The 23805-nt window shown below is 62.6% G+C and carries 22 protein-coding genes and 2 pseudogenes; 12 read left to right on the top strand and 12 right to left on the bottom strand.

Translation table 11 applies throughout. The annotated features are described in order from the left end of the window. Positions 1–266 precede the first annotated feature (266 nt). Both ACF0H6_RS11315 and ACF0H6_RS11310 read right to left on the bottom strand, forming a co-directional pair. On the bottom strand, positions 267–530 hold the full coding sequence (locus ACF0H6_RS11315; protein WP_395249677.1) for a hypothetical protein: 264 nt from the start codon (positions 528–530) through the stop codon (positions 267–269). Next, entirely contained in the window at positions 502–1656 is a 1155-nt protein-coding gene (locus tag ACF0H6_RS11310) for an MFS transporter (protein ID WP_395249676.1), read from the bottom strand. Before ACF0H6_RS11310 ends, ACF0H6_RS11315 begins: the two co-directional genes overlap by 29 nt. A 296-nt stretch (positions 1657–1952) precedes the next feature. Between ACF0H6_RS11310 and ACF0H6_RS11305 the strand changes: the two genes are divergently transcribed. From ACF0H6_RS11305 to ACF0H6_RS11260, 10 genes and pseudogenes are all read left to right on the top strand, one after another. Further along, positions 1953–2639 carry a DeoR/GlpR family DNA-binding transcription regulator gene (locus ACF0H6_RS11305; RefSeq protein ID WP_395249675.1) on the top strand — a complete coding sequence of 229 codons (687 nt, stop codon included), beginning with the start codon at positions 1953–1955 and terminating at the stop codon, positions 2637–2639. Continuing rightward, complete coding sequence (locus ACF0H6_RS11300) at positions 2636–2773, top strand: hypothetical protein (protein WP_395249674.1); 138 nt, start codon at positions 2636–2638, stop codon at positions 2771–2773. Before ACF0H6_RS11305 ends, ACF0H6_RS11300 begins: the two co-directional genes overlap by 4 nt. 86 nt (positions 2774–2859) lie before the next feature. Further along, positions 2860–3903 carry an alcohol dehydrogenase catalytic domain-containing protein gene (locus ACF0H6_RS11295; RefSeq protein ID WP_395249673.1) on the top strand — a complete coding sequence of 348 codons (1044 nt, stop codon included), beginning with the start codon at positions 2860–2862 and terminating at the stop codon, positions 3901–3903. 82 nt (positions 3904–3985) lie between these two features. Next, on the top strand, positions 3986–4819 hold the full coding sequence (locus tag ACF0H6_RS11290) for a class I fructose-bisphosphate aldolase (RefSeq protein ID WP_395249672.1): 834 nt from the start codon (positions 3986–3988) through the stop codon (positions 4817–4819). Positions 4820–4822: 3 nt separating this feature from the next. Next, a complete protein-coding gene (locus tag ACF0H6_RS11285; RefSeq protein WP_395249671.1) occupies positions 4823–6304 on the top strand; it encodes an FGGY-family carbohydrate kinase in 1482 nt (493 codons plus the stop codon). Positions 6305–6372: 68 nt separating this feature from the next. Next, positions 6373–7748, top strand: a pseudogene (locus ACF0H6_RS11280) (MFS transporter). A gap of 84 nt (positions 7749–7832) precedes the next feature. Beyond that, positions 7833–9779, top strand: coding sequence for an alpha-amylase family glycosyl hydrolase (locus ACF0H6_RS11275; RefSeq protein ID WP_395249670.1), 1947 nt, complete (start codon positions 7833–7835; stop codon positions 9777–9779). Between the two features lie 215 nt (positions 9780–9994). Continuing rightward, a complete protein-coding gene (locus ACF0H6_RS11270) occupies positions 9995–11212 on the top strand; it encodes a Re/Si-specific NAD(P)(+) transhydrogenase subunit alpha (RefSeq protein ID WP_395249669.1) in 1218 nt (405 codons plus the stop codon). After that, positions 11212–11568, top strand: coding sequence for an NAD(P) transhydrogenase subunit alpha (locus tag ACF0H6_RS11265; protein ID WP_395249668.1), 357 nt, complete (start codon positions 11212–11214; stop codon positions 11566–11568). Before ACF0H6_RS11270 ends, ACF0H6_RS11265 begins: the two co-directional genes overlap by 1 nt. Then, positions 11565–12939, top strand: a pseudogene (locus ACF0H6_RS11260) (NAD(P)(+) transhydrogenase (Re/Si-specific) subunit beta). Before ACF0H6_RS11265 ends, ACF0H6_RS11260 begins: the two are co-directional and overlap by 4 nt. Positions 12940–12942: 3 nt before the next feature. Here the strand turns inward: ACF0H6_RS11260 and ACF0H6_RS11255 are convergent. Continuing rightward, the gene (locus tag ACF0H6_RS11255) at positions 12943–13377 is read right to left on the bottom strand and encodes an SRPBCC family protein (protein WP_395249667.1); all 435 of its coding nucleotides are present in this window, start codon (positions 13375–13377) and stop codon (positions 12943–12945) included. Positions 13378–13551: 174 nt separating this feature from the next. Further along, the gene (locus ACF0H6_RS11250) at positions 13552–14217 is read right to left on the bottom strand and encodes a hypothetical protein (RefSeq protein WP_395249666.1); all 666 of its coding nucleotides are present in this window, start codon (positions 14215–14217) and stop codon (positions 13552–13554) included. Positions 14218–14584: 367 nt separating this feature from the next. Between ACF0H6_RS11250 and ACF0H6_RS11245 the strand changes: the two genes are divergently transcribed. Together ACF0H6_RS11245 and ACF0H6_RS11240 are read left to right on the top strand one after the other, a co-directional pair. Continuing rightward, positions 14585–15643, top strand: a complete 1059-nt coding sequence (locus tag ACF0H6_RS11245; protein ID WP_395249665.1) for an iron ABC transporter substrate-binding protein — start codon at positions 14585–14587, stop codon at positions 15641–15643. Positions 15644–15970: 327 nt separating this feature from the next. Further along, the gene (locus ACF0H6_RS11240) at positions 15971–16174 is read left to right on the top strand and encodes a cold-shock protein (RefSeq protein WP_395249664.1); all 204 of its coding nucleotides are present in this window, start codon (positions 15971–15973) and stop codon (positions 16172–16174) included. A 346-nt stretch (positions 16175–16520) separates the two neighbouring features. Here the strand turns inward: ACF0H6_RS11240 and ACF0H6_RS11235 are convergent, their stop codons facing one another. The 8 genes from ACF0H6_RS11235 to speB all read right to left on the bottom strand — a co-directional run bounded on the left by ACF0H6_RS11235 (position 16521) and on the right by speB (position 23689). Next, positions 16521–16829: a hypothetical protein gene (locus tag ACF0H6_RS11235; RefSeq protein ID WP_395249663.1), complete on the bottom strand. Its 309-nt coding sequence runs from the start codon at positions 16827–16829 to the stop codon at positions 16521–16523. Positions 16830–16863: 34 nt separating this feature from the next. Further along, positions 16864–17727 (bottom strand): amino acid-binding protein, encoded by an 864-nt coding sequence (locus ACF0H6_RS11230; RefSeq protein ID WP_395249662.1) that lies wholly within the window; start codon positions 17725–17727, stop codon positions 16864–16866. Between the two features lie 116 nt (positions 17728–17843). Further along, a complete protein-coding gene (mscL, locus tag ACF0H6_RS11225) occupies positions 17844–18275 on the bottom strand; it encodes a large conductance mechanosensitive channel protein MscL (protein ID WP_395249661.1) in 432 nt (143 codons plus the stop codon). Positions 18276–18374: 99 nt separating this feature from the next. Continuing rightward, complete coding sequence (locus tag ACF0H6_RS11220; protein ID WP_395249660.1) at positions 18375–19670, bottom strand: D-arabinono-1,4-lactone oxidase; 1296 nt, start codon at positions 19668–19670, stop codon at positions 18375–18377. 28 nt (positions 19671–19698) lie between these two features. Further along, positions 19699–21219, bottom strand: a complete 1521-nt coding sequence (locus ACF0H6_RS11215) for an aldehyde dehydrogenase family protein (RefSeq protein ID WP_395249659.1) — start codon at positions 21217–21219, stop codon at positions 19699–19701. A gap of 12 nt (positions 21220–21231) precedes the next feature. Beyond that, the gene (locus ACF0H6_RS11210) at positions 21232–21990 is read right to left on the bottom strand and encodes a cytosine permease (RefSeq protein WP_395249936.1); all 759 of its coding nucleotides are present in this window, start codon (positions 21988–21990) and stop codon (positions 21232–21234) included. After that, positions 21912–22688 (bottom strand): cytosine permease, encoded by a 777-nt coding sequence (locus tag ACF0H6_RS11205; RefSeq protein WP_395249658.1) that lies wholly within the window; start codon positions 22686–22688, stop codon positions 21912–21914. The genes ACF0H6_RS11210 and ACF0H6_RS11205 overlap by 79 nt, the downstream gene beginning before the upstream one ends. Then, positions 22685–23689, bottom strand: a complete 1005-nt coding sequence (gene speB, locus ACF0H6_RS11200) for an agmatinase (protein ID WP_395249657.1) — start codon at positions 23687–23689, stop codon at positions 22685–22687. Before speB ends, ACF0H6_RS11205 begins: the two co-directional genes overlap by 4 nt. Between the last annotated feature and the right edge of the window lie 116 nt (positions 23690–23805).

The raw sequence follows: 23805 nt of genomic DNA, 5'->3' as shown, positions 1-23805 counted from the left end.
GCTTTCTTTTGCCTCTACCCGAGATACACGCCTGAAAGTAAGGGACGACAACTCCCTGGACGCAGGAATACGGAGCCCCGGAAAAATGGCCAAACGTTTCATCAACCGCCTGTGACGCCCGGTGTCGAGCAGGGTTTTGCGGGTATCAGATGGAATTGCCCGTATCGTGTCCACAAGGTTTGTGTCGTCCGGTGGTCGTTTCCATCGCGCATCTTCCCGCTCATGGTGCCCGCCCGGGAGGCCCCGGACGGGCACCGATATTCCTCCTAGAGGAGGATTGCTTGCGCCTTGATTTCCAGGGGCTGGACTTTGGGAAGGAGGAATGCGAAGCAGGCGGCACCCGCTACCGCCACCATTCCAGCGATGATGAGCGGCAGCGCAAACGACCCGGTAATGCTTTGAAGGATTCCGAGGAAAATCGGGCTGAGGATGCTTGCGATGTTGCCGAATCCGTTTTGTATTCCTCCCAGGGAGGCAACCTGGCGGGCAGACGGGGCGAAATCAGCCGGCAGGCACCACAGGGCGACCATGGCGAAGACAAGGAATGCGTAGGAAAGACTCAGCAGTGCCAGTGCAAGGGCGGCGTTGGGAACGACGACGGCCAATGCGATGACTGAGCTGCCGAGCATGCCGACCACCAGACAGGTTTTCCGGGCTCGTGTGACGGTTGCGCCGCGCTTGATCAGGCGGTCGGCGTAGATGCCGCTGGCAAAGCCGCCGAGGATGGAGCACAGCCCGGGTATAGCTCCGAACATCCCAACTTTGAGAAGATCGAAGCCTCGTTCCTGGAATGAGGTAGCTAGGGAACCAGGTGAGGAAGAAGGTGATGACGAAGTTGATGCAGAAGAATCCGATCATCATCGCCCAGACGGCCCGGTATCGGAACAGATGCCACCAGCGGAAACCTGGAATCTCCTTCACGACGGCGGCTCCATCGTCCACGGCCTCGGCGTTTCGGATGTGGTCCAGTTCGGCGGAGTTCACCTTGCGGTGCTTCTCTGGATCGCGGTAGGTCACGAACCAGCCCACGACCCAAAACAGCCCCAGTAGTCCGGTGATAATGAAGGCTGCCTGCCATCCGTAGCCGGCAATGATAAAGGCGGAGATCGGTACGGCCAGCGCTGAACCGATTCGGGCTCCGCTGTCGTAAAACGCTGTGGCCTTGCCTCGTTCACTGGCGGGGAACCACGTGGAGACGACTTTGGCGCTGGCGGGATAAGCCCCGCTCTCGCCGATTCCTAGGCCCAGCCGTGCGATGAAGAAGCTCGCGAAACCGGTGCAGAAAGCTGTGACGATGGTGAAGAGGGACCAGAGCCCCACGGCGATGGGAAACATGATCTTGGCGCCGAAGCGGTCAATGAACCATCCACCGGGTACCTGGAACGCGGTGTATGTCCACGAGAACGCGCCTAGGAGCAGTCCGGCCTGAATCGGGTCCAGATGGAAATCTTTGGTGACGAAAGGCAGCGCTACGGACAGGTTGGCCCTATCAATATAGTTGATGGCCAGCCCTGCGAAGCACAGGAATGCCATCAGCCATCTCACCCGGGTCTTCCGGGCGGAGGACTTCCCTTCGGGGCCGGATTCGGTTTCACGGCGGCCTTGATCGGAAGAACGGGGGCCGCCCGATATTGCGGCCGTTGACTGCTCTGTCATGCTGTGCCTTTCGAGTATTGACGACTCGTGATGTGCGCGTTTCGCTCACGATGGGCCTGATCACCGACCTCCAAGGGCGGGAATTCATTTCCAAATGCCCCAAGGCGTGAGGCAAGTCACGGGGATTGTCGTTAAAAGATTGCACCGATCGTATTTCTTGTCAACAACGAGCATTTATTTCGGCCACCACGAGGAATTTTTGATTGGATCGCTCATTTTCTTGGATCTTTGGGTTGACTCTCGCAAATGCGCGGTGCAATCATGAGTGGGTCAGCAGCTCAAATCATGGAGGTCACGTGCCGCAGAAGAACTACAGCGCTGCGCAGCGCCGCCAGCTGATCATAGAGAAGCTCCGCGACGGTGATGGCGCCATCCACGTCGAGGAGCTGAGTCTTGGTTTCGGGGTCTCAGTCGCCACGGTCCGAAGGGACCTTGACCGTCTTGACCGCGATGGTCTTATCACCAGGACGTACGGCGGGGCGGTATTGGGGAACGTGCGTGCCGAACAGAGCCTCCGTGAACGAGAGGTCAGCCACGCTGCCGCCAAAGACGCCATAGCCCGGGCCGCTGCATCCCTCGTGGAACCTGGATCAACGGTGTTTCTGGACGCCGGAACCACGACGGGTAGGCTCAGTTATTATCTGGCTCAGATACCAGGTTTGACGGTGCTTACCAACGGGCTCAACGCATTGAATGTGTTCGCCGAGTCGGACACCGACGTTCAAGCCATCGCTTTGGGGGGAATGCTCCGGCGGACGAACCAGGCCATGACCGGGTCCATCGCGGAGACCGTCGTAAGGAGTGTCTACGCCGATGTCGCCTTCCTCGGTACAGACTGCGTTGACGCTGCGCGGGGCATTTCTTCGCGGACGCTGGAACAGAACAACCTGAAGCGGCTCATGTCGGCCCAGGCGCGGCGCACCGTGATCCTGCGGACTCTTCCAAGCTCAACACAAACTGGGGGACGTATTGGACGCTGTTGACCACACCTGTCGATCTCGTGACCGACGATGGCGCCGATGACAAGGACCTGCTCGCCTTCCGCGAGACCGGCACGATCAGCCTAACCATCGCCGATGTGGAGTCGCCTGACAGCCGGGTCACTCTGGCAGGCTAGAACGCCGCATCGTCTCCGCTCCCTTGCTCCTGGGCACCTCACTTCCTCGGGTGCGCCCTAAAACCCTTCACGGAAAGCAGAAAATCATGAAACAGGCAGTACTCTCCGGTCCCCTGAATATGCAGATCCTGAACGTGGACATCCCCTTCCTCGAGCCCGGTGATTGTCTCCTCCGGGTGGAATCCGCTCTCGTATGCGGAACAGACATTCGGATCTACGAGGGAAAGAAAAAAAAGAACGTCAGCTACCCCACGGTTATGGGTCACGAGTTCGCCGGAACGATTGTGGCAACCAATGGCGTGCTCGCGCACGGACTGGCCATGGGCGACCAGGTGGCCGTATATCCTCTTGTCCCATGCATGAAGTGCGTGGCGTGCATCCGTGGTAAAGCCAACATCTGCAGGAACCGGGTCGCCTTCGGATACCAGTTGCCCGGCGGGTTTGCAGAGTATGTACGGGTGCCTGCCGCAGCCGTACAGGCAGGCAACCTGGTCGAGGTTAACGGCATCACTCCGGACAGCGCAGCCCTGATCGAGCCCCTATCCTGCGCCTACAACGGGTTGAAACTCATTGACGCCCCCCAAGCCCACGCCCTCCTCGTCGTCGGCTGCGGACCTCTGGGCCTGATGCACATCCGCCTGGGCGTGGCCTTGGGGATCCCGCAGATCATTGCAGTTGACCCGTCGCCCGAGCGGCTGGAAATAGCCGCCGCTTCCGGAGCGCAACTGACCCTGGCCCCATCCCCGGAGACCGTGTCATCAATCCGGGAATTCACAGAAGGAGCCGGCGTCGACGCCATGGTCGTGGCCGTAGGAAGGGCAGACGCCTTCGAACCCTATCTCGATGCCCTCGCCCCGGGCGCGAAGGTAAACCTTTTCGCCGGATTCCCCACAGGAGAGGACACGTTGCGGGTCTCCGCCAATGACGTGCACTACAACGAATACTCCCTGATCGGCAGCTCCTCCTGCCACCTGTCAGACTTCGAATACGTCGCCTCCCTCGTCAGCAGCGGCACCCTTAACGTCGATGATCTCGTCACCGCCCGGATGAGCATCGACGACACGGTCGGCGCCATCGAAGCAGCCAAAGCAGGGCAGAACCTACGCGTAAGCGTCACCGCCGGAAAATGAGCGAAGGCGCGGCCAGCCCCGCGCCTTTCTCTTCAGCTCCAACACCCCTGCACTAGTCCACCCTCTCCAGGAGACTCACATCATGTCGATCGAAAACCCACCCTTCAATCCCCTCGGCGTTACCAGTGCCCTGGGTCGCGCCATCCGCCTCCGCCGGCTCTTTGGCACAACAGGCAAAGCCCTCATAGTCGCCCTCGACCAGGCTGTCCCCCGCGGAGTGTCACCCCAGTTGGCCAGCATCGAAGAAACGTTCAAAGCCGTCAAGGCCGGCAACCCCAACGCGGTCACGATGACGCGCGGCATCGGCGCCACCGTGCTGGCAAACGACCCCCAGCCCCTCCCCTGGATCATGAAAGCCTCGTCCTTTTCGCTGGATTTCCACCCCACCATCGATGCGGTGATCGGCAGCGTCGATGACGCCGTGCGGCTCGGTGCCGACGCGGTCGCCGTCGGAATCAGTGCTGGCTCCGCAGTGCAGCCACAAATGCTCGAAATGCTTGCCGGCGTGGTCGAACGCGCCGCCGCTGTCGGAATGCCCACCGTATGTCACGCCTACCCCAGCGGAGAACTTTGGGGCGACCGCAAAGGCAGCACCGCGTCCGTACTATATGCTGCGCGTGCCGCAGCGGAACTCGGCGTCGACGTCGTCAAAACCTGGTACACCGGCACAGCTGAAAGCTTCAGCGAAGTCGTCGCTGGAACGCCGGCACTGGTCATGGTGGCCGGCGGTGCCAAGGCCAAGACAGACACGGAAGTGCTCGAACTCGCCGCCGGTGTCATGGAGGCTGGGGCCGCAGGCCTGACGTTCGGCCGCAACGTCTGGGGTGCCGAAAACCCCACCAAGATGATCGCCGCCCTGCGCGCCATCGTCCACGACGGCTCCTCCGTCAGCACCGCGGCCAAGCACCTTGTCTAACCCATGACCGAGCATTTTCTGGGTATTGACGTCGGCACGACGGCCACCAAGGCCGTCGTGCTGGACGGCCATGGCAAGGTCCTACGCCGCGTGCGTTCGCCCCACCTCTCCGCTCTGCCCGTCGGGGCAGGGCGGGTCGATCCCACTTCATGGTGGGCCAGCGTGGAAGATGCCTGCCAGGCATTGAACCTGGGCCAGAACTTTCCGCTCAAGGCCATCGGGCTCTCCGTCCATTCGCCCGTCGCGGTGCCGTTGGACACGTCGGGAAAACACGTCAGCGCCGGGTTCAGGTTTGAAACACCGGAGCTGATCGAGGTGGTCCGGGCCGTCAGGAATCAGCTCAGTCGTGAGGAAATGCGGTGCGTGGGCAACCGGATTACCCCTGCTACTTTCATGTCAGCGGCCTACACGCTCATGCAGCAGAAAGAACCGGCTGCGGTTCAGGAACTGGCAATGCTTGGGGCTGTCGGTACCTATATCGGCCACCGTCTCACGGGCGAAGCGGTGATAGATCCCACACAGGCGTCGTACTTTGGTCTCTTCAATTCCGTCAATGACTGGAAGTGGATGGAATCGTTGGCAGTCCGCCTGCGAATTCCGATCGGAATACTTCCTCCGATCAGACCCTCCCTTTCGCCCCTGGGTGTGCTTACGGCGGATGCAGCCAGCACACTGCGGCTGCCCAGCGGCACCCCGGTAACCGTCGGCGCCGGAGACACAGCTTGTGCCGCCTTCGCTGTGAAGTTGGAATCCACTCATGACCGGCTGTTCACCCTCGGTACGACGCATGTAGTCACCGACCAAGGATCTCTCCCTGCCAGCGACAACCTCCACCTGCAGCGGGCTTCCATCCGCAGGGGCTCGTGGCTGCGCCATGGCGTCATAAACGGCGGCCTGGCCCTGGCCACAGGTGCCCGTCTTCTCGGATATGGGGCGGGTTCAAGTGCCGTGCCCGACATGGTGGAAGTTGCCCGTTCTGCCTCGCCCGAGGCCCTCGCTGACGCGCCGTTCTTCGTTCCGCACGTACGAGCCGAGCGTGGCCCCTTCTGGATGGAATCACCTGTATCTGCCCTGACAGGGATGACCGCGGACACCGGTAGAGCGGCAGCGGCCTGGTCAATCGTCGAAGGAGTGCTCTTCGCCGACCGGCTGGTTGCGGGAAGCTTTAACGATGCCACAGATAAAGGGCTGCTCCTGGCCGGGGACCTGGGCGGCCAGCAAACCTTTTCTCAATTTGTTGCCGACGCTTTTGGGATCGAGGTCAGACTCAGCGATGAATCACATCTTCCGGCCGTTGGTGCAGCGATGATGGCAGCCGAAGTCCACGGCACACAAGCAATGCCGGCTGTGCGGGTCACCGATAAAATCGTTCCCCGCGACGAATATCGCAAGGTGATCGCTCGCAGATGGCCTCAGTTCATCAAAGTCAGGTCCCGCTACCTGCAGGATGCTTCTCAGGACCGTGAGACCACAACTGGCATGTAGGCAGACCCCGTCCGGGAACCAGCCCGTGATAGTTAGTCGGCTCGGGGAATTTAGTGTTCACTGGGAGGGTGGATCTGCAGACTGTAGGCAACGCACAAAAACTCGTTCTTTGGATCGCGATCCTGGCGTCCTTTGTCTCGTTTCTGGACAGCACCGTGGTCAATGTGGCGCTGCCGGCCATTTCCCGTGAGCTGGGTGGAGGCCTGGCCACGCAGCAATGGGTGGTGGACGCGTATCTGATCACCCTGGGTTCGCTGATCCTGCTCGCCGGTTCCCTTTCGGATGTTCTTGGCCGAATCGTCATTCTGCGTGTTGGCCTCATCGGATTCGGCGTGACGTCGCTGCTGTGTGCGTTTGCGCCGGACCCCGCGGTGCTCATCCTTGCGCGTGGCCTTCAAGGCGCCGCGGGCGCGCTCCTTGTGCCCAGTTCCCTGGCCCTCATTACTTCCGTCTTCGATGGGCCGGCGCGGGCGAAGGCAATCGGACAGTGGACGGCGGGCACCACGGTTGCGTTCATCGCCGGTCCGTTGCTGGGCGGAGTGTTAGTGGATTCGCTCAGCTGGCGCTGGGTTTTCGGGATCAACGTCCTGCCCATCGGCGCCACGATGTACCTGCTTGCCATCCTGCGGGCCAAGGATGTGCGGGAGGAAGGCATCCGGATTGATTATGCGGGCGCCGTGCTCTGTGTCCTCGGGCTGGGCGGCCCGGTGTATGCCCTGATCGAACAAGGCAACTTCGGTTGGGCAAGCCCGCTCATTCTCTTGCCGTTCATCCTTGGAGTCCTGTGCTTCGCCGGATTCATCTGGCGGCAGAAAACGGCGAAGCAGCCGCTCATGCCGCCGTCGTTGTTTAGTGTCCGGAACTTTGCGATGGGGAATATCGCGACCTCGTTTATTTACGCTGCACTGTCGATCGGCGGGTTCATCGTTGTCCTTTTCCTGCAACAGGTCGCCGGGTTCCCGGCCACGCTAGCTGCCCTGCTCTCTTACCTGTCAGCGTGTTGAATATCGGACTTTCGTCCTGGTTCGGATCGCTCGCGGGGCGATTTGGCCCGCGGTGGTTCATGGCGTTCGGCCCCATCCTTGGCGGCATCGGATACTTGCTCATGCTCTCAGCCGAGACACACGTCGGCTACTGGACGCAGCTGTTTCCGGGCATCGTCCTGTTCGCCGTCGGTCTCTCGGCCACAGTCGCGCCGCTGACTGCCGCCATTCTCGGCTCCATCTCCGAACAGCAGTCCGGCATCGGTTCGGCCGTAAACAACGCCGTCAGCCGCGTCGCTGGGCTGGTCGGCATCGCCTTTGTGGGGGTGGTGGTTGGCGAAAGGCTTGATGTCAACGCGTTTCACCGGGTGGTGATCCTGACCGGCGTCCTCCTGATCATTGGGGGCATAGTCTCGGCAGTTGGCATCCGGAATCCCGGAGGGAAACGGGCAGACGGCTGAGCCGGTTCCGTCCGGGCCTGCCGCCATCAGAAACGTACGCAAGCAAAGGCTCGGCGGGTCGAAGCAGCGCTTATGGTTTGTTCCATGCACGAACTCGCAAATCAGGATCCCTCAGATGTAGCCCAGGCGTCCCGCAAGCACGTGGTTTCCGCACTTAAAGCGGAATTCGGCATCGAGCAGGAAGACGGCGGCTGGGCTGCCTTCGAACGGGGTTTCGACGAGCACTTCGCGAATCTCTGCCTGCTGTTCCACACCTTGTACGGTTCGCGCCCAGACTGTCTGGACCAACTCACCGCCTTGGTGCTGGAGTCCGCGCGGTCCTGGAGCGAACGGCCGCAAGACCTGAAGGAACTCGATGCCACGAGGGAAGGCGGCGGCGACTGGTTCTTGTCCAACGGGATGCTTGGTGGTGTCTGCTACGTGGACCGCTACGCCAACAACCTTGCAGGAGTCCGGGCCCGCATCCCCTACTTCAAGGAGCTGGGCCTGACGTATCTGCACCTGATGCCGCTGTTCCTTGCGCCCGAGCCGCATTCCGACGGCGGCTACGCCGTGTCCAGCTACCGGGACGTCAACCCCAAGCTGGGCACCATTGATCAATTGCGCGAGTTGGCCGCGGAGTTGCGCGCCAATGGCATCGCCCTGGTGGTCGATTTCATTTTCAACCACACCTCCAACGAGCATGAATGGGCTCGGCGTGCCGCCGAGGGCGACCCCAAGTACAGCGACTACTACTGGATCTTCCCGGACCGCTCCATGCCGGACGCCTATGAGCAGACCGTGCGGGAAATCTTCCCCGACGACCACCCGGGTTCCTTTGTGCAATTGCCGGACGGACGGTGGGTGTGGGCCACTTTCCACACGTTCCAGTGGGACCTGAACTATTCCAACCCGGAAGTCTTCCGTGCCATGGCCGGAGAAATGCTCTTCCTGGCCAACCAAGGCGTCGACTTCCTCAGGATGGACGCAGTCGCCTTTATCTGGAAGCAGCTCGGAACCCAGTGCGAGAGCCTGCCGGAGGCGCACCTCCTGCTGAAGGCGTTCAACGCCGTCTGCCGGATCGCGGCGCCGTCACTGCTGTTCAAGTCCGAGGCAATCGTGCATCCCGATGAGGTGGCTCTCTATATCGATCCGTCCGAATGCCAGCTCTCCTACAATCCACTGCAGATGGCCCTGATTTGGGAAGCGATGGCGACGCGCGACGTCTCGCTCCTGTCCCAAGCCCTTGAACGACGGCACAACATTCCGGCTGGCACATCGTGGGTGAACTACGTGAGGAGCCACGACGATATCGGCTGGACTTTCGCCGACGAGGACGCCGCGGAACTGGGGTTGAACGGCTTCGATCACCGGAGGTTCCTGAATTCCTTTTACGTCAACCGATTCCCGGGCAGCTTCGCCCGCGGCGTCCCTTTCCAGGACAACCCTCGCACTGGTGACTGCCGCATCTCCGGCACGACGGCCTCCCTCTGCGGACTGGAGGACGGCTCGCCGGAGGCGGTTCGTCGCATCCTTCTGGCGCACTCGGTGACATTCAGCACGGGCGGCATCCCCCTGCTCTACTTGGGCGACGAGGTGGGGCAGCTCAACGATTACCAGTACGCCCTGGAGGAAGGGCACGACGCCGACAGCCGCTGGGTGCACCGGCCGCACTACCCTGCCGAGCAGTACGCCCGACGCGACGATCCGTCGACGTCGGAGGGTGCTGTCTTCGCCGGGATCAGGAGGCTGACGGCCCTCCGTGCGGCAACCCCGGAGCTGGCCGGGACCCGCCTCATTGGGTTTTCCACGAACAACTCCGGCGTCTTGGGCTACCAGCGCCCCGCCGACAACGGGACACTGGTTTTGGCGCTGGCCAACTTCAGCGATCAACCCCAAGAGGTTTCGGCGGAGACTCTGTCCGGCTTCGACCCCAACGCAACGGATGTCGATTCGAAGGCCGCGGTCCGCCTCGATGAAGGCGTCGTACTGGGTCCGCAGGAGTACGTCTGGCTCAAGGTACGTCCCGCGGACCACAGGTCCGACGATTGATGACTATGCCAACACTGTTGATGACTATGCCAACGCTGTGCAAAGCATGGATATCCATACATTTGGCATGAATTTTGACCCCGACCCCCACACCGGGCATGAGGGCAATAGACTCAAGCCAACCACGTGCAGCAATGCCGCTCCGCGAGGGCGGCCCCGCCAAGGAGCCGCCCACGAGAGGTACCCGCTGCACTCGTCCGGAAGGGGAGTGGCGGGTGAAACTTGGCATAGCGCGGGAACGCCGTGACGGCGAACGCAGGGTGGCTGCGACGCCCGAGACCGTGAAGCAGCTGACGGGACTCGGGCTGGAGGTCTTCGTCCAAAGCGGTTCCGGAACGGCCGCCGGCCACAGCGATGACGACTACCGGACGGCAGGCGCACTCATCGTCCCCACCCTGGATCTCGGCGGCCTGGACGTCTTTGCGCACGTGCGCCCCCTGGAACCCACGACGGCGGCAGCGCTGCGCCGGGGCGCCGTCACCGTGGGCCTCGCCTCGCCGTCGTCGGAGCTACCCACGGTCCGCGCGCTCGCTGAAGCAGGCGTGACTTCCTTCGCGCTCGAGCTGGTGCCGCGAATCTCCCGCGCACAATCCATGGACGCGCTCACTTCGCAGGCGCTCGTGGCAGGTTACCGCTGCGTGCTCGAGGCAGCGATGCGCCTCCCGCGTTTCTTCCCGCTCTACATGACCGCCGCCGGAACCATTCCCCCGGCCCGGGTGCTGGTGCTGGGCGCCGGCGTCGCAGGCCTTCAGGCCATCGGCACCGCCAAAAGGCTTGGCGCGCGCGTCTCCGCCAACGACATCCGGCCGGCGTCCGCGGACGAGGTCGCCTCCATGGGCGGTACCTTCATCAGGCTCGATGTGGAGACGGCGGAGGCGTCCGGCGGCTATGCCCGCGAACTCAGCGCCGACCGCGGCGCCCTGCAACGCCAACTCCTCGCCCCGCACGTCGCCCAAGCAGACGTGCTCATCACGACGGCGGCCGTCCCCGGGCGGCGAGCCCCGCTCCTTGTGAGCCGCGAGATGGTTCAGCACATGCGCCCCGGCTCGGTAGTGGTCGACCTCGCCGCAGAGTCCGGCGGAAACGTGGAGGGCTCGGTGCCGGGCCTGGACCTCCAGATCCCGACGGCGGATGGTCAAGGCACCGTCACCCTGGTGGGGATGAAGGATGTCGCCTCAGCCATGCCCGCGGATGCCTCGCGACTTTACGCGAAGAATGTCGCGAACTTGCTGGCGCTGATGACCTGCGATGGAGCCGTTGTTCCGGACTTCAGCGACGAAGTGGTGGCGGGTGCATGCCTGACGCACGACGGCGAAGTGCGGCACGGCCCGACGGCGGAAGCCCTCGCGGCGCTCGCTGTCGAGAATGCTGAGTCCGTGGGGTCGGCGGGGTCCGTGGGGTCCGTGGGTTCCGCGAACGAAGGGGGTTCCTGATGGACGGTATCGCCCTGCTCACCATCACCGTGTTGGCGGTTTTCGTGGGCTTCGAAGTGGTTTCCAAAGTATCGAGTACGCTGCACACGCCCTTGATGTCGGGCGCAAACGCCATCCACGGAATCATTCTGGTGGGCGCCATCATCGTTGCCGGGCAGGCCTCCGACCCTTGGGTCCTCGCGGTGGCCTTGCTCGCCGTCGTCCTCGCCACAGCGAACTTGGTGGGCGGCTTTGTGGTGACGGACCGCATGCTCGAGATGTTCCGCGGCCGCAAGCGTGAAGTGCCTACGGCCAAGTCAACCAACGCCAAAACACCTGAAGCCAGAGCGCCCGAAGCCAAGGAGGGCATGCGATGACCGTCATCGATCCCGTGTGGACCTCGCTCCTCTACCTCGCGGCTGCCGTGTGCTTCATCCTCGCGCTCAAGGGACTGAACTCTCCCCGGACCGCCCGGCGCGGAAAGCCTGGTGGGCGCCTTCGGTGCGGCGCTCGCCGTCGCCACGGTGTTCCTCTCGGTCAGGATGGACAACGTTCCCCTGATCCTGGGCGCGATGGTGGTCGGTTCGGGAGTGGCAGCGCCAGTGGCGCGCCAAGTCAAGATGACCCAGATGCCCCAACTCGTGGCGCTGTTCAACGGCGTGGGTGGTGGTGCCGCAGCCCTTGTTGCCCTCCTGGAGCTAGCCCACACCGGGGACGTCTGGGTGCGGGTGGCGATTGTCTTCACGCTGCTGGTGGGGGCGGTATCGTTCGCGGGTTCCGCCATCACGTTCTCCAAACTGCAGGAGCTCATGACCACCCGCCCCGTGGTCTTTCCTGGCTTGCCGACCCTCATGGGAGCGGTCCTGCTCGCGGCGGTGGCCGCCGCCGTCGCCGTCGTTTTCAGCGGTTCCCTTGCGTTCGCTTTGGTGATCTTGCTGCTGGGACTGGCGGCCGGGGTGCTGCTCGTTTTGCCGGTAGGCGGTGCCGACGTACCGATCGTCATTTCGCTGCTGAACGCGTTCACTGGCCTGGCTGTTGCAGCCTCGGGCCTGGTGCTCGGCAATGTGCTGTTGGTGGTGGCCGGCACGCTGGTGGGCGCTTCGGGCACCATTCTCACCCGCGCGATGGCCGCGGCCATGGGGCGCAAAGTTGCGGGAATTCTTTTCGGCGCGTTCAAGGGAGGCTCGACGGCGGGATCGACGGCGGTGAGCGATCGCCCCGTGCGTTCGTCCAGCCCGGAGGACGTCGCTGTGCTGCTTGGCTACGCGCAGCGGGTCATCATCGTCCCTGGTTACGGGCTCGCGGTAGCGCAGGGCCAGCACACGGCCGCGGAGTTGGCGCTCGCACTCGAGGCGCGCGGGATCGACGTCGATTTCGCGATCCATCCGGTGGCCGGCCGCATGCCGGGACACATGAACGTCCTGCTTGCCGAAGCCAATGTGCCCTACGAGTCGCTCAAGGAAATGGGCGAGATCAATTCGGAATTCCGGACGGCAGACGTCGCGCTGGTGGTTGGCGCGAACGACGTCGTCAATCCGGCTGCGAAGACCACCCCGGGTTCGCCGATCTACGGCATGCCCATCCTCGAAGTGGGCGATGCGCGGCAGGTAGTCTTCCTCAAGCGGTCCATGCGGCCAGGATTCGCGGGGATCGAGAACGATCTCATGTACGAGCCGCAGACCACGCTTTTGTTCGGCGATGCCAAGGAATCCCTGGCCAAGGTGCTGACCGCTGTCAAGGCGTTGTAGTTCCTAACGTGCCTCGAGGATCTTCTTGAGATTCTCCAAATCCTTGCGCATAGCCATTCGCATCATTGGCGCCATGACCACGCCGGCGATGGCGGAGAAACCGGAGGGTTCACCTGTGTTGCGCAGGGTCATGCGGGTGGCGCCATTCTCCTCGGACCAGGTGTACGTGGTCCGCATCGGGAAAGGACCTTGGCTGGTGCGCATGGTGAGGCTCTCGCCGGGAACCAGTTCCGTGAATTCGTACACGTAGTCCAGATTGCGGCCCAAGAACCGTGCGGTGAAGGCAACCCGGGATCCGACGGCGAGGGGCCGGGGCGTTTGCCACTGGGCAGACCGGATGTTCACGTACCAGACGGGAGCGTTGTCTGGATCGGAGGCATAGGCCGCCACGATCTCACGGGGCTGCTGGATGAGTATTTCGGTCTGGACGTTCACCATGGTTGTTCCTCTGGGGGGGGGTGGGGCAGTGGGCTCAAGTCGTCGGTTCAAACAGAGCGCGGCGGCTGCGACCAAAAGGTTCGCAACCGCCGTTCCCGGTTCTCAGACGCCGAGGCATTCGTTAATTTGCAGCGTACCGCCACGGCTTACCGGCAGTAACCCACATGGGGAAACTCACGGTTTACCGTCAGAGCTTTCGACCTGCCTGCGGTGGGGATCAAGCTCAACGTAATAGATCGGCCAGGCCCCAAAGGCCCGGAAGATGTGTGTTGCGTGTCGGATTGGCCGGTAGTTGTGGCCGAAGGGGTCACACACCCTCGCCAATTCAAGGTGCTCCAGCCCGGCGAGGAGGCCGTCGACATCCCTGAGCGTCGCTGGATGTGTTTCTTCTCCCCCCACGTCCAATACCCATGGCGTCAGCGAGGGGGAGAGCAATGGCGAATTGCCGGCATTGCTGGCGAGTTCCAGGGTGAGGATTTCAAATATTCCAGCCAGAAGGACTTCCAATGTTCTCGGATAGAGACGGAGCAATCGATGCGTCCGCGGGTCCCGGCGCCGGTAGTTCACCCATGCCTGGCGGAGCCAAGTAAATTCCACCCGGCCCAACGGAGTGCCCAGCCGCAGGTTCCGGTCTCCTCGCAACGTCAACCGGTAGTCGTTACCTGCACGGTCGATGATGCTGGCCGCTTCGTCAACATACTCCAGGTCTTCGAGCATGGTGGTTTCGGACGGGTAGTACGTGAAATCACCAAGATCGTCGACCACCACGTAGTCTTTCTGACGCACGCCCAGGGGCTCGGAATCGGATGCCATTCCATGGTCGAGGGCAATATTCTTCATGGTGAATTCAGCTCCTGCGGAGGGTCAGCCCGAAGCCCGGATACCCGTTGCTTCCTCTTTTCATCAGATCACCAAACAGTGCGGGCGCAGCCGGTCTTGATGATTTCCTAACGCCGGCTGGCAGAGATTTAGCGCCCTCTTAACGGGTTGATCCGCTTGCGGCCACGACTACTCCGCAGGGACGGGCCTCCGTAATACTTGATCCCGGCCTGGCTGGAATTACGCAACAATGGCATGTTGTTATTATAGTTAGGCTTGCCTTGCCTGCCTCAGGCTTGGCCCGCTGACTCATTCGCACCCCTCAGCCTCAACCCCAGACACTCAAGGGTTTCGATTCCCCCCGCCGGGACCCTCGAAAGGCCATCCCATGAAATTCGGCATCAAACCCGCCGCGGCACTTGCCGCCGCCACGGCCACGTTGCTGGCGCTTTCGGCCTGTAGCGGCGCGCCCACTGGGACCGCATCCGGCAGTTCTGCGGCCGGAGCGGCGGCGCCCGGCGACGGGATCGTCGTCTACAACGCACAGCACGAAAACCTCACCGGCGCATGGGTAGCCGCCTTCACCAAGGAAACGGGAATCAAGGTCACGCTCCGCAATGGTGACGGCCTGGAAATGAGCAACCAGCTGAGCGAAGAGGGCAAAAACTCTCCCGCGGATGTCTTCCTCACGGAAAACTCACCGGCCATGGTCCGCATCGCCGGTGCCGGTTTGCTCGCCCCCGTCGACCAGGCAACCCTCAACCAAGTGCCAGCCCAATACCGGCCCTCCACCGGCGACTGGACCGGCATCGCGGCGCGTTCCACGGTGCTGGCCTACAACAAGAACAAGCTCACCGCAGACCAGCTGCCCAAGTCCCTGATGGACCTCGCGGACCCGGCATGGAAGGGCCGCATTGGCGCTTCCACTGGCGGAGCGGACTTCCAGGCAATCGTTAGCGCCATGCTGGCGCTCAAGGGAGAAGACGCAACCAAGAATTGGCTGGAGGCTGCGAAAAGCAACTTCAAGTCCTACAAGGACGACACCCCGGTGCTCGCAGCTGTGAACTCCGGTGAGGTCGCTGCAGGCGTGCTTTACCACTACTACTCCTTCGTGGACCAAGCCCAGACCGGAGAAAACAGCAAGAACGTTGACCTCCACTACTTTAAGAACCAGGACCCGGGTGCGTTCGTCAGCGTGTCCGGCGGCGCTGTCCTTGCCGCGAGCAAGAAGCAAGCCCAGGCCCAGCAGTTCCTGAAGTTCATCACGGGCAAAATGGGGCAGCAGGTCCTCCAGACCGGTGACTCCTTTGAATACACCGTTGGCTCCGACGTACCGGCCAACTCCAAGCTGGTGCCCCTCAAGGATCTTCAGGCACCCTCCGTCGACCCTGCCAAACTCAACAGCGAGAAGGTCACCGAGCTGATGACCACGGTCGGGCTCCTCTAGGCTCTTCGACGCTTTCGGGGGCCGGTCTGCCGCTGCAGGCCGGCCCCTGCGCATGCCCTCTCGGCCCGGATGCTTGCTACAGCCCGGATGCTTGCTACGAAGGGCGCGGTACCCGAACTCCGGGCCGCGCTACAGCGCTCAAGCGTTCCTGGTAGCGGCGAACATCCGTCTCAATATCCGGGCAGGTATCCAAGCCAGAATCTCACGCCCCGCAGATCCTTGCGCCCCAGAACCCCGCCCCGTAGGTTTGAGGCAGCGGACGGATTCGTCCGGTGGCGTCGGTTTTGTGGCCGATCGCCGCACAGATTCAGAGAAGGAAAAGCAGTCATGGCAACAGGGATCGTCAAGTGGTTTAACTCCGAAAAGGGCTTCGGTTTCATTGCCCCCGACGACGGCTCGGCCGATGTTTTCGCCCACTATTCTGCGATTGCCTCGAGCGGGTACCGCTCGCTGGAAGAGAATCAGCGGGTCCAGTTCGACGTCGTTCAGGGCCCTAAAGGCCCCCAGGCGGAGAACATCAAACCCCTGTAAAGGTAGTGCACTTTTCCTGGGGCAGTCCTGTCAGTAGCCTGCCCCATTGAGGCGCAAGCAGCGGGGCTCCGACGAGCTTGAGGTAGTGCCACAACGTCACCGCGACGGAGTCCAGCACAGGAACTCCCGTGCTGGACTCTACTTCCGCCGTGACGTCGGCTGCCTAGAGATTTGTGCACACGTAAATGAGTGCGTCCGTGTCTGGCGACGCGCAAATGCTCTGGCGACGCGCAAAATGGCCTGCGACGCGCTGACGGGTTGTCGCACTGGGAATAACCGCCGCGCCACGGATTTCCCGCGTCATGGCGAATTTAGCGAGTCGTGATGCTTACGTCCCCCGGCGTCGCTACTCCCCTGAAGCGCACCAGAGGGTGATGCGCGCGCCCCCGGGTTCCTCGGTGATGCGAAGCCGCAGCTCGTGGCCCATCAAGGCCTCGTGCCCTTCCTCGCTTGCCAGGTTGTCCGCGAGTTTGGTGATGGCGACCGCCATTGCGCGGCCCCAGTGGTGGGGGTCCCGGCTCGTAGCCACTGCTTCGGCGCTGTGCAATACAGGATGAGGCATCACAGGATGAGGCGGAACAGGATGAATTATCCCGTGCCCCGGTACCACGTGCACTCCGGTGCCATCCAAGTGCGATACGTCCATGGCGTTCATTCCGCCACCACCTTCCAGTTGAGGGTTCCGGATCCTAGCTCCGGTCCTTTGCGGCGGCGCTGCGGGTGTGCGCCAGGATTTCCGCCAGCTCGGCCAGCCGATGGGCGCGGGCTGATTCCGCTGGCGTGAACGGTTCGCCCGGTCGGGAAAACAGGAGCGGTCCGTGCCAGGCCGTGGGAATCTTCAGGAGCGTTGTGGAAGGCCCGACGGCGGAGCTTGCCTCGGCAGCCGGACCTTCGGGTTCCGGGGTGACGATTTTGGCTGAGAGAAGTTCCGCGACCGCGAGGGGCAATTCGTCAGGGTTGTCGGCGATCCGGGCAGCCAGGCTGAGGGCCCGGGTCTGCCCGTCCGCCATGGCGAGTGCGGTGGTGGGCCACACGTGGCAATCCCGGCCGCCGCCGTCGTCAAGCGCTTTGAGTAGATCCCGTTCGCCGAGATCCCCGGGTGCGGACAACACGAATTCATCGAGCGCGGCGCCATCCATCGGGTGGACGTGGATGCTCAGGATGTTGATATCTGTCCGGGCCAGCGACTGAGTGATCCGTTGAAGGGAGCCTGGCTGGTCCCGGAGCACGGTTCTCGCCCGCCAAAGTGCTGGCGCCGCGTGAAGCTTTCTCCGGTGGCGGAGTGCTGGGGCGTGGATCCAGCGTCGGAGCATCCTGGCTGCCGAAGGCTCGGCCACCCAAATCACCAGCACCGTGGCGGTCACGGTCAACAGGAGTACTTTGGCGAGGTAAGGGAGCTGCGTTTCAACGACGGCGGCGTGCACAAGAAGTTCGACCGGTAGCATCACGGCGATTTGGGCCAGTGTTAGCCGGGCCTTCGGAGCCTCGGGCATCTGGCCGCACACTTCGCAGGAGAGCTCTGCGGTGGCGGAAGTCCTCGCGTTCGGCTTCATGGCACCATCGTGCCCCAAGCCTGTTTCAGGCGGATTGCGTCTGCATCACGATTTGGATATCACTGGGGTGGGCTGGTTCGGCGCAACGTGATCGCACAGAACCAGCCCGCCCGGACTTAGTGGATGTTCTCGTTGCTTTTGTTGGCAGCGGCGAGCTCGGTCAGGAGGTCGCGGATCTCTGCCAGAAGGGCGGTGTCAGCCGGCAGGGGCTCGTCCTCGGGCTCTTCGATGGACGCGCGGCGCTTGGTCAGCTCGTTGATCCTGTTCATCGGTGCAACGAAGATGAAGTAGACCACGGCCGCGGTGATCACGAAGGTCACAAAGGCGGTGATGACGGCGCCGAAGTTGACGAAGGTTTTCGGGTTGTCTGGCCAAATGGAGAAGCCAAGGCCTTGGGCGTTGACTCCGCCGGCAGCGGCGATGATCGGGTTGACAATATTGGTGGTAAACGCGGCAACCAGGGCCGTGAACGCGGTGCCGATGACGACGGCGATGGAAAGCTCGATGATGTTGCCGCGAAGGACGAAGTCCTTGAAACCTTTAAGCATGGAGTGTCCTCGGATTGGGTACGAGTGTCTGGCTAAAGCAGAGAACAAAGTACCACTCCATGGTTTCAACCGGCCGTCAACCTGCGTAACTTCAGGCGATCAGCCAAACAAGGCGCGCGTGTGGTCATTGAGGAACATTCCACGGGGATCGAACTCGCGCCGCACCTGGATGAAGGTGTCCAGCTCCGGATAGAGGCGTTCCAAGCGGCTCCGGGTCATGAAATGGATCTTGCCCCAGTGGGCGCGCGGCTCGAACTCCTGCAGCAACGCATCGGCGTCCCGGAAGAACTGCCAGTAGTCCGTCCCGGGTTCAGTGGTGAGGGTGATGACGGTGCTGTCCCGTCCCTGAAACTGAGACATGTAGCCCTCATCGGCCTTCACCCAGCGGACCTCCACGGGGTATTTCTGCTCTGGATATTTGGTGCGGATAAGGTCCTGGACGGCCTCGACGGCGGCTAGGCCGTCCTCGCTGCGAACGAAATACTCAAGTTCGTGGAACTGCGTGGTGAATCCGCCCGGATAGATGCGGTAGGAGCGATCGAGCCGGGCACCTTCAGTGCTTGAAATTTCGCGCTCGTCCTGGATCTGGGCGATGTTGTACCGCTTGGTGTAGCTGCGGTTTGACATGCTCTGGCCTGGCGAACCGGGCAGGTCCAGGAGTTCGCATGAGCCCTCGTCCGGGCACCAGAGGAACGAGTAGTGCCTGTTCGAGTCGATGTCGGACTGCCAGGTTGCGCGGGTGTCCGCCCACGTGGGGTACGTGATCTCTTCCCGCAGGTAGTAGCGGTCCTCTACGGCAAGCTCGACTTCCAGGAAAATGCCGAGGGTGCCTAGCGCAACCTGGGCGGCTCGGAGCTCGCGGAGCTGGTCCTCGCCGATTTCGACGATTTCGCCGTAGCCGTTGATCAGCCTCACCCAACGAAGGTTTGACGAAAAGCTGCCCAGGTCTTTTCCGGAGCCGTGTGTGCTGGTTGAAAGTGCCCCCGCAATTTGCTGTTTGTCGATGTCTCCTTGGTTGCCAAGGGCAAGGCCCTCCTCCCACAACGGATCGCCAAAGGCATTGATGGTGGTGCCGGCCAGAGCCCTTGCACGACGCCGGGCCCGGTCGGTTCCGGTGATCGCCGAGAGTCCGGACATGTCCATCAGGACCCCGCCCGTCTGGACCAGCGGCGAGGAGGAGTGTCCTGAGCCGACCGCCCGCACAGGCAGGCCTTCGCGGATGGCGAAACGAACGGCGTCGAGCGCTTCTTGTTCAGTCCGGGGCCTGACGGTGAAGGCTGGCGTGGCGCTCTGGTTACCGCCCCAGTTTGTCCACGTGACGTCTGTCCCGAAGGGCGCGGACGGGGTCGCTGCACGTGCCGAGGATGCATTGCGGGGGAAGTTGGTGGTGGTCATTGCCGAGCTCCGATGGTTGACTGAACGTTCATGCGCCGTGGTTGATCATGACGTGCTTGGTGCGGGAGTAATCGTCCAAGGCGTACAGCGAGAGGTCGCGGCCATAGCCTGAACCCTTGAACCCGCCCCACGGTACTTCGCAAGCCAACACCAAGTGTGAGTTGACCCAAACGGTACCGAAGTCGAGCTTCTTCGGAACGCCCAGCGAGAGGCTCGAATCCCTGGTCCATACGGAGGCGGAAAGGCCGTAGGGGCTCTCGTTTGCCCGATCGATGGCCTCTTCAGTGGAACTGAACGTCTCCACAGTGACCACGGGACCAAAGATTTCGTGCGTAGCGATGGGTGCTCCGGCCGGTACGTCGCTGATCACGGTCGGCTCGATGAAGTAGCCGGGGCCTTCAAGGGCCGAGCCGCCGATCGCCACCTTCAGGCCAGCGGCCTTGGCATCGGCAAGTGATTCCTTCACGCGTTCAAAGTGGGGGCGCGAAATCATGGGTCCGATTTCCACGTCGTCGCCTGCATCTGGAGCTCCGATCACGAGCGTGCTGACTTCGCGGACCAGGTGCTCGGTGAATTCCTCCGCCACGGATTCGTGGACGAGCACGCGGCAGGCAGCGCCACAGTCCTGGCCGGCATTCCAGAAGCCGGCGTTGCGTACCCCGGCGGCCGCGGCGCGGAGATCGGCGTCGGCAAAGACCACAACCGGGGCCTTGCCGCCGAGTTCCAGGTGCACGCGCTTGACCGATTTGGCAGCAGTCTCGGCAACGGCTTGACCGCTGACCACGCTCCCTGTCAAGGCGATGAGGGCAATATCCGGGTGTTCCGAGAGCCGTTGTCCGACGGTTCGTCCCTGTCCTGTGACGACGTTGAGGATTCCATCCGGTATGTGCCCGGCCAGGAGTTCGGCCAGCTTCAGGGTGGACAACGGGGTCTGCTCGGAAGGCTTGAGGACAATGCTGTTTCCGGCGGCCAGGATCGGCGCAATCTTCCAGGCGGCCATCAGCAGCGGGTAGTTCCAGGGGGTGATGACGCCGACGACGCCCACGGGCTCCCGGAGGATGACCGAAGTGTGTCCGGTTGCGTAGTCGCCGCCGGCCATGGACGTCAGTGTGCGGGAAGCTCCGGCCATGAAGCGGAAGGTATCAATGGTGCTGGAGACATCGTCCTCTGCAACGGTCCGCGGCTTGCCGGTGTTGGCGGACTCGATGATCTCGAAGACTTCACGGTTGGCTTCAATGATGTTGGCGATCAGGTTCAGCACCTCGGACCGCTCCTTCGGCGTGGTGGCGCCCCAGGACTTTTGCGCCGCCACGGCTGACTCAACGGCAACGTCGACATCTGCCGCGGTGCCGCCCACCACGGAAGCAATGACTTGTTCCGTGGTGGGGTCCACGACGTCGATGAGCTGGTTGGAGGAGCCGGGGACGAAGGATCCTCCAATGAAGTGACCCGCCGGAGGCAAATGAGGAGGCAGCGGCAGGGTACTGGCTGGGCTGTGATCCCCGGGGGAGCGTCGGACGGCGAACTGCTCGGTGCTGGTGGTTGTCATGGTGTATCGCTTTCAGATGAGGTCGGTGACGAGTGCTGGGGCCGGGATGGCGGCTGGGGCTTGCTGCTTCCGGAATACGCGTGCTGCGAAGTAGTAGAGCGGAGCAACCACAACCAGTCCGACCATCCAGGAGATGTCCACGCCGCCCATCGCTGCGGCCACGGGGCCCGTGAAGAGCGCGGTTGACGAGAAGGGAACCTGGATAAGGGCGCCGGCAACGTAGGAACCGATGGCGATCCAGTTGAACCGGCCGTAGACTCCGCCGTCGCGTTTGAAGAAGTCTTCCACCCTGTAGTCGCCGTGCCGGAGGAGGTAGTAGTCCACCAGGTTGATGGCCGTCCATGGGACCAACACGTACATCAGGAAGGAGAGGAAGTTCGTGTAGAAGAGGATGAAGTTGTCGCGAGCGAACAGCGCGATCAGCAGGGCGAGCGTGAAGAGAACGATCGCCGCAACAGTCCGGGACTTGGCCCTGGGTAGCCAGGCAGGCTTGAAGGTCTGCCCTATGGTGAGGGTGCACAGGACGCCGCAGTAGAGGTTCATGGCGTTCGACGCCGCGACGCCCAGGCAGAAGATTCCAATGACTGCGAGGGTCCAGGGCTGGAGCAGTGCTCCCATGCTGCCGACGATTTCGACATCCCCGGCCCCGGTGCCCAAGCTCACTGCGAGCGTTCCCACCAAGGCGCCCAGAATCATCGGGAACAGGGTTCCCAGGACGCATCCTGAGTAGGATGCCCAGAACGCCGGGCCCGAGCCAGTGCCTTGGGGCATGTAGCGGGAGTAGTCCGAGACGTATGGTGCGTAGGCGAGCTGCCAAAGAGCGGAGACCGAAACGGTGCCCATGAAGCCAACCCAGTTGAAGTTTCCTGGAGCAGGAAGCTGGCTGGGAGTCCATGGACGAAGAGGATCCAGATGAAGGCCAGCAGCAGCGCCAGGCCGGCAACGATGCTCAAGATGCGGGCATAGGCGTGAATGAGCCGGTAGCCGAAGATCGTGGCGATGACGCTGACGACACCAATAATAATGATGCCGCCGTCAATGCTGATCTCCGGGCTGACTGCGGCCATTGCTTCGCCGCCAAAGACCAAGTTCGCCGCGAAGAACCCGACGTACATGATCACCACGATGGCGACAATCAGCAGCGCGCCATACGAACCGAACTGGCCGCGGGTCTGGATCATCTGCGCTACGCCCAGTTGCGGGCCCTGGGCGGAATGCAGCGCCATGAAGATGCCGCCGATGACGTTCCCAATGATGATTCCCACGATCGCGGGCACAAAGCTGAGGCCGAACACCGTGGTGGCGAGCCCGCCGGTCACGATGGTCATGATCATGATGTTGGAACCGAACCAGATCGTGAAGAGGTCCCGGGCCTTCCCGTGGCGTTCGTCCAAGGGGATCGGCTGGATGGTCTTATCCTCGAGCCGGGGCACCTCGGCCGCGGCAGTGTGGGGGGTTCGAGCGCTCACAGTGCGCTCCCGCTGGCTGCTTGCAGTTCGCGGACCGCGTTGGAGGAAGCCTTGCCGCGGTTCACCATCAGGGCAAGGAGATCAAAGACCAGGGTTGCCGCAGCGACGGTGGTGATGTCCGCGTGGTCATACGCGGGGGCGACCTCGACGACGTCGGCGCCCACAATGTTGATGCCGTTCAGGCCGCGGAGCAACGCCAGAAGCTCGCGGGAGTGAAGGCCGCCCATCTCGGGAGTGCCGGTGCCCGGGGCATACGCCGGGTCCAGGACGTCGATGTCGATGGAGACGTAGACAGGCGTGTCGCCGAGCCGCTGCTTGACTTGTTCAATGGCCGCAGGGACGCCGATGACGTCCAGGTCCGAGCAGCGGATGATCTGGAATCCGAACTCGTGGTCGCGCAGGAAGTCGTTGCGGTCGTAGACCGGCCCGCGGATGCCGACGTGCATGGACTTATCTTCCACCAGGAGGCCTTCCTCGAAGGCGCGCCGGAAGATGGTCCCGTGCGTGACAGGCTGGTCGAAGTAGGTGTCCCACGTGTCCAGATGGGCGTCGAAGTGCAGCAACGCGACTGGGCCGTGGACCTTGTTCAATGCCCGCAGCATAGGGAGGGCGATGGTGTGGTCTCCGCCGATCGAGATGAGCTTCTTGTCCTCGCTGATCAGGGGCAGGGCCTGCTCTTCGATTTCACGGACAGCCCGCGAGATGTCGTAAGGCGTGCAGGCGATGTCGCCGGCGTCCACAACCTGGACTTCGTAAACGGGTTCAACATCGAGCTCGGGGTGGTAACCGGGGCGCAGGAGCCGGGAGGCTTCGCGGACTGCGGCAGGACCGAAACGGGCGCCGGGACGGAAGGAGGTTCCGCCGTCGAACGGTACACCGACAATGGCAATGTCGTAGTCCGGAACGCGGTCGATTTGGGGAAGCCGGGCGAAGGTGCCGAGGCCGGCATAACGGGGGACTCTTGTTGCGTCGACGGGGCCGATGGGCTGGTGCGTTGTCATGCCGGGATCCTTCGCTTGCGGGAGTGCTCGCCATTGAGCGGGAAGTAAGTAATCCAATTCTTGGTGACGCGCATCACGACGTATAGCGGTAGATTGGCTACAAATGGTCGAGGCGC

The organism is Arthrobacter sp. NA-172, from assembly GCF_043952055.1.
Taxonomy (GTDB): Bacteria; Actinomycetota; Actinomycetes; order Actinomycetales; family Micrococcaceae; genus Arthrobacter.
The sequence above is the reverse complement of the archived record's forward strand: the minus strand, read 5'-3'. Positions and strand labels throughout refer to the sequence as shown.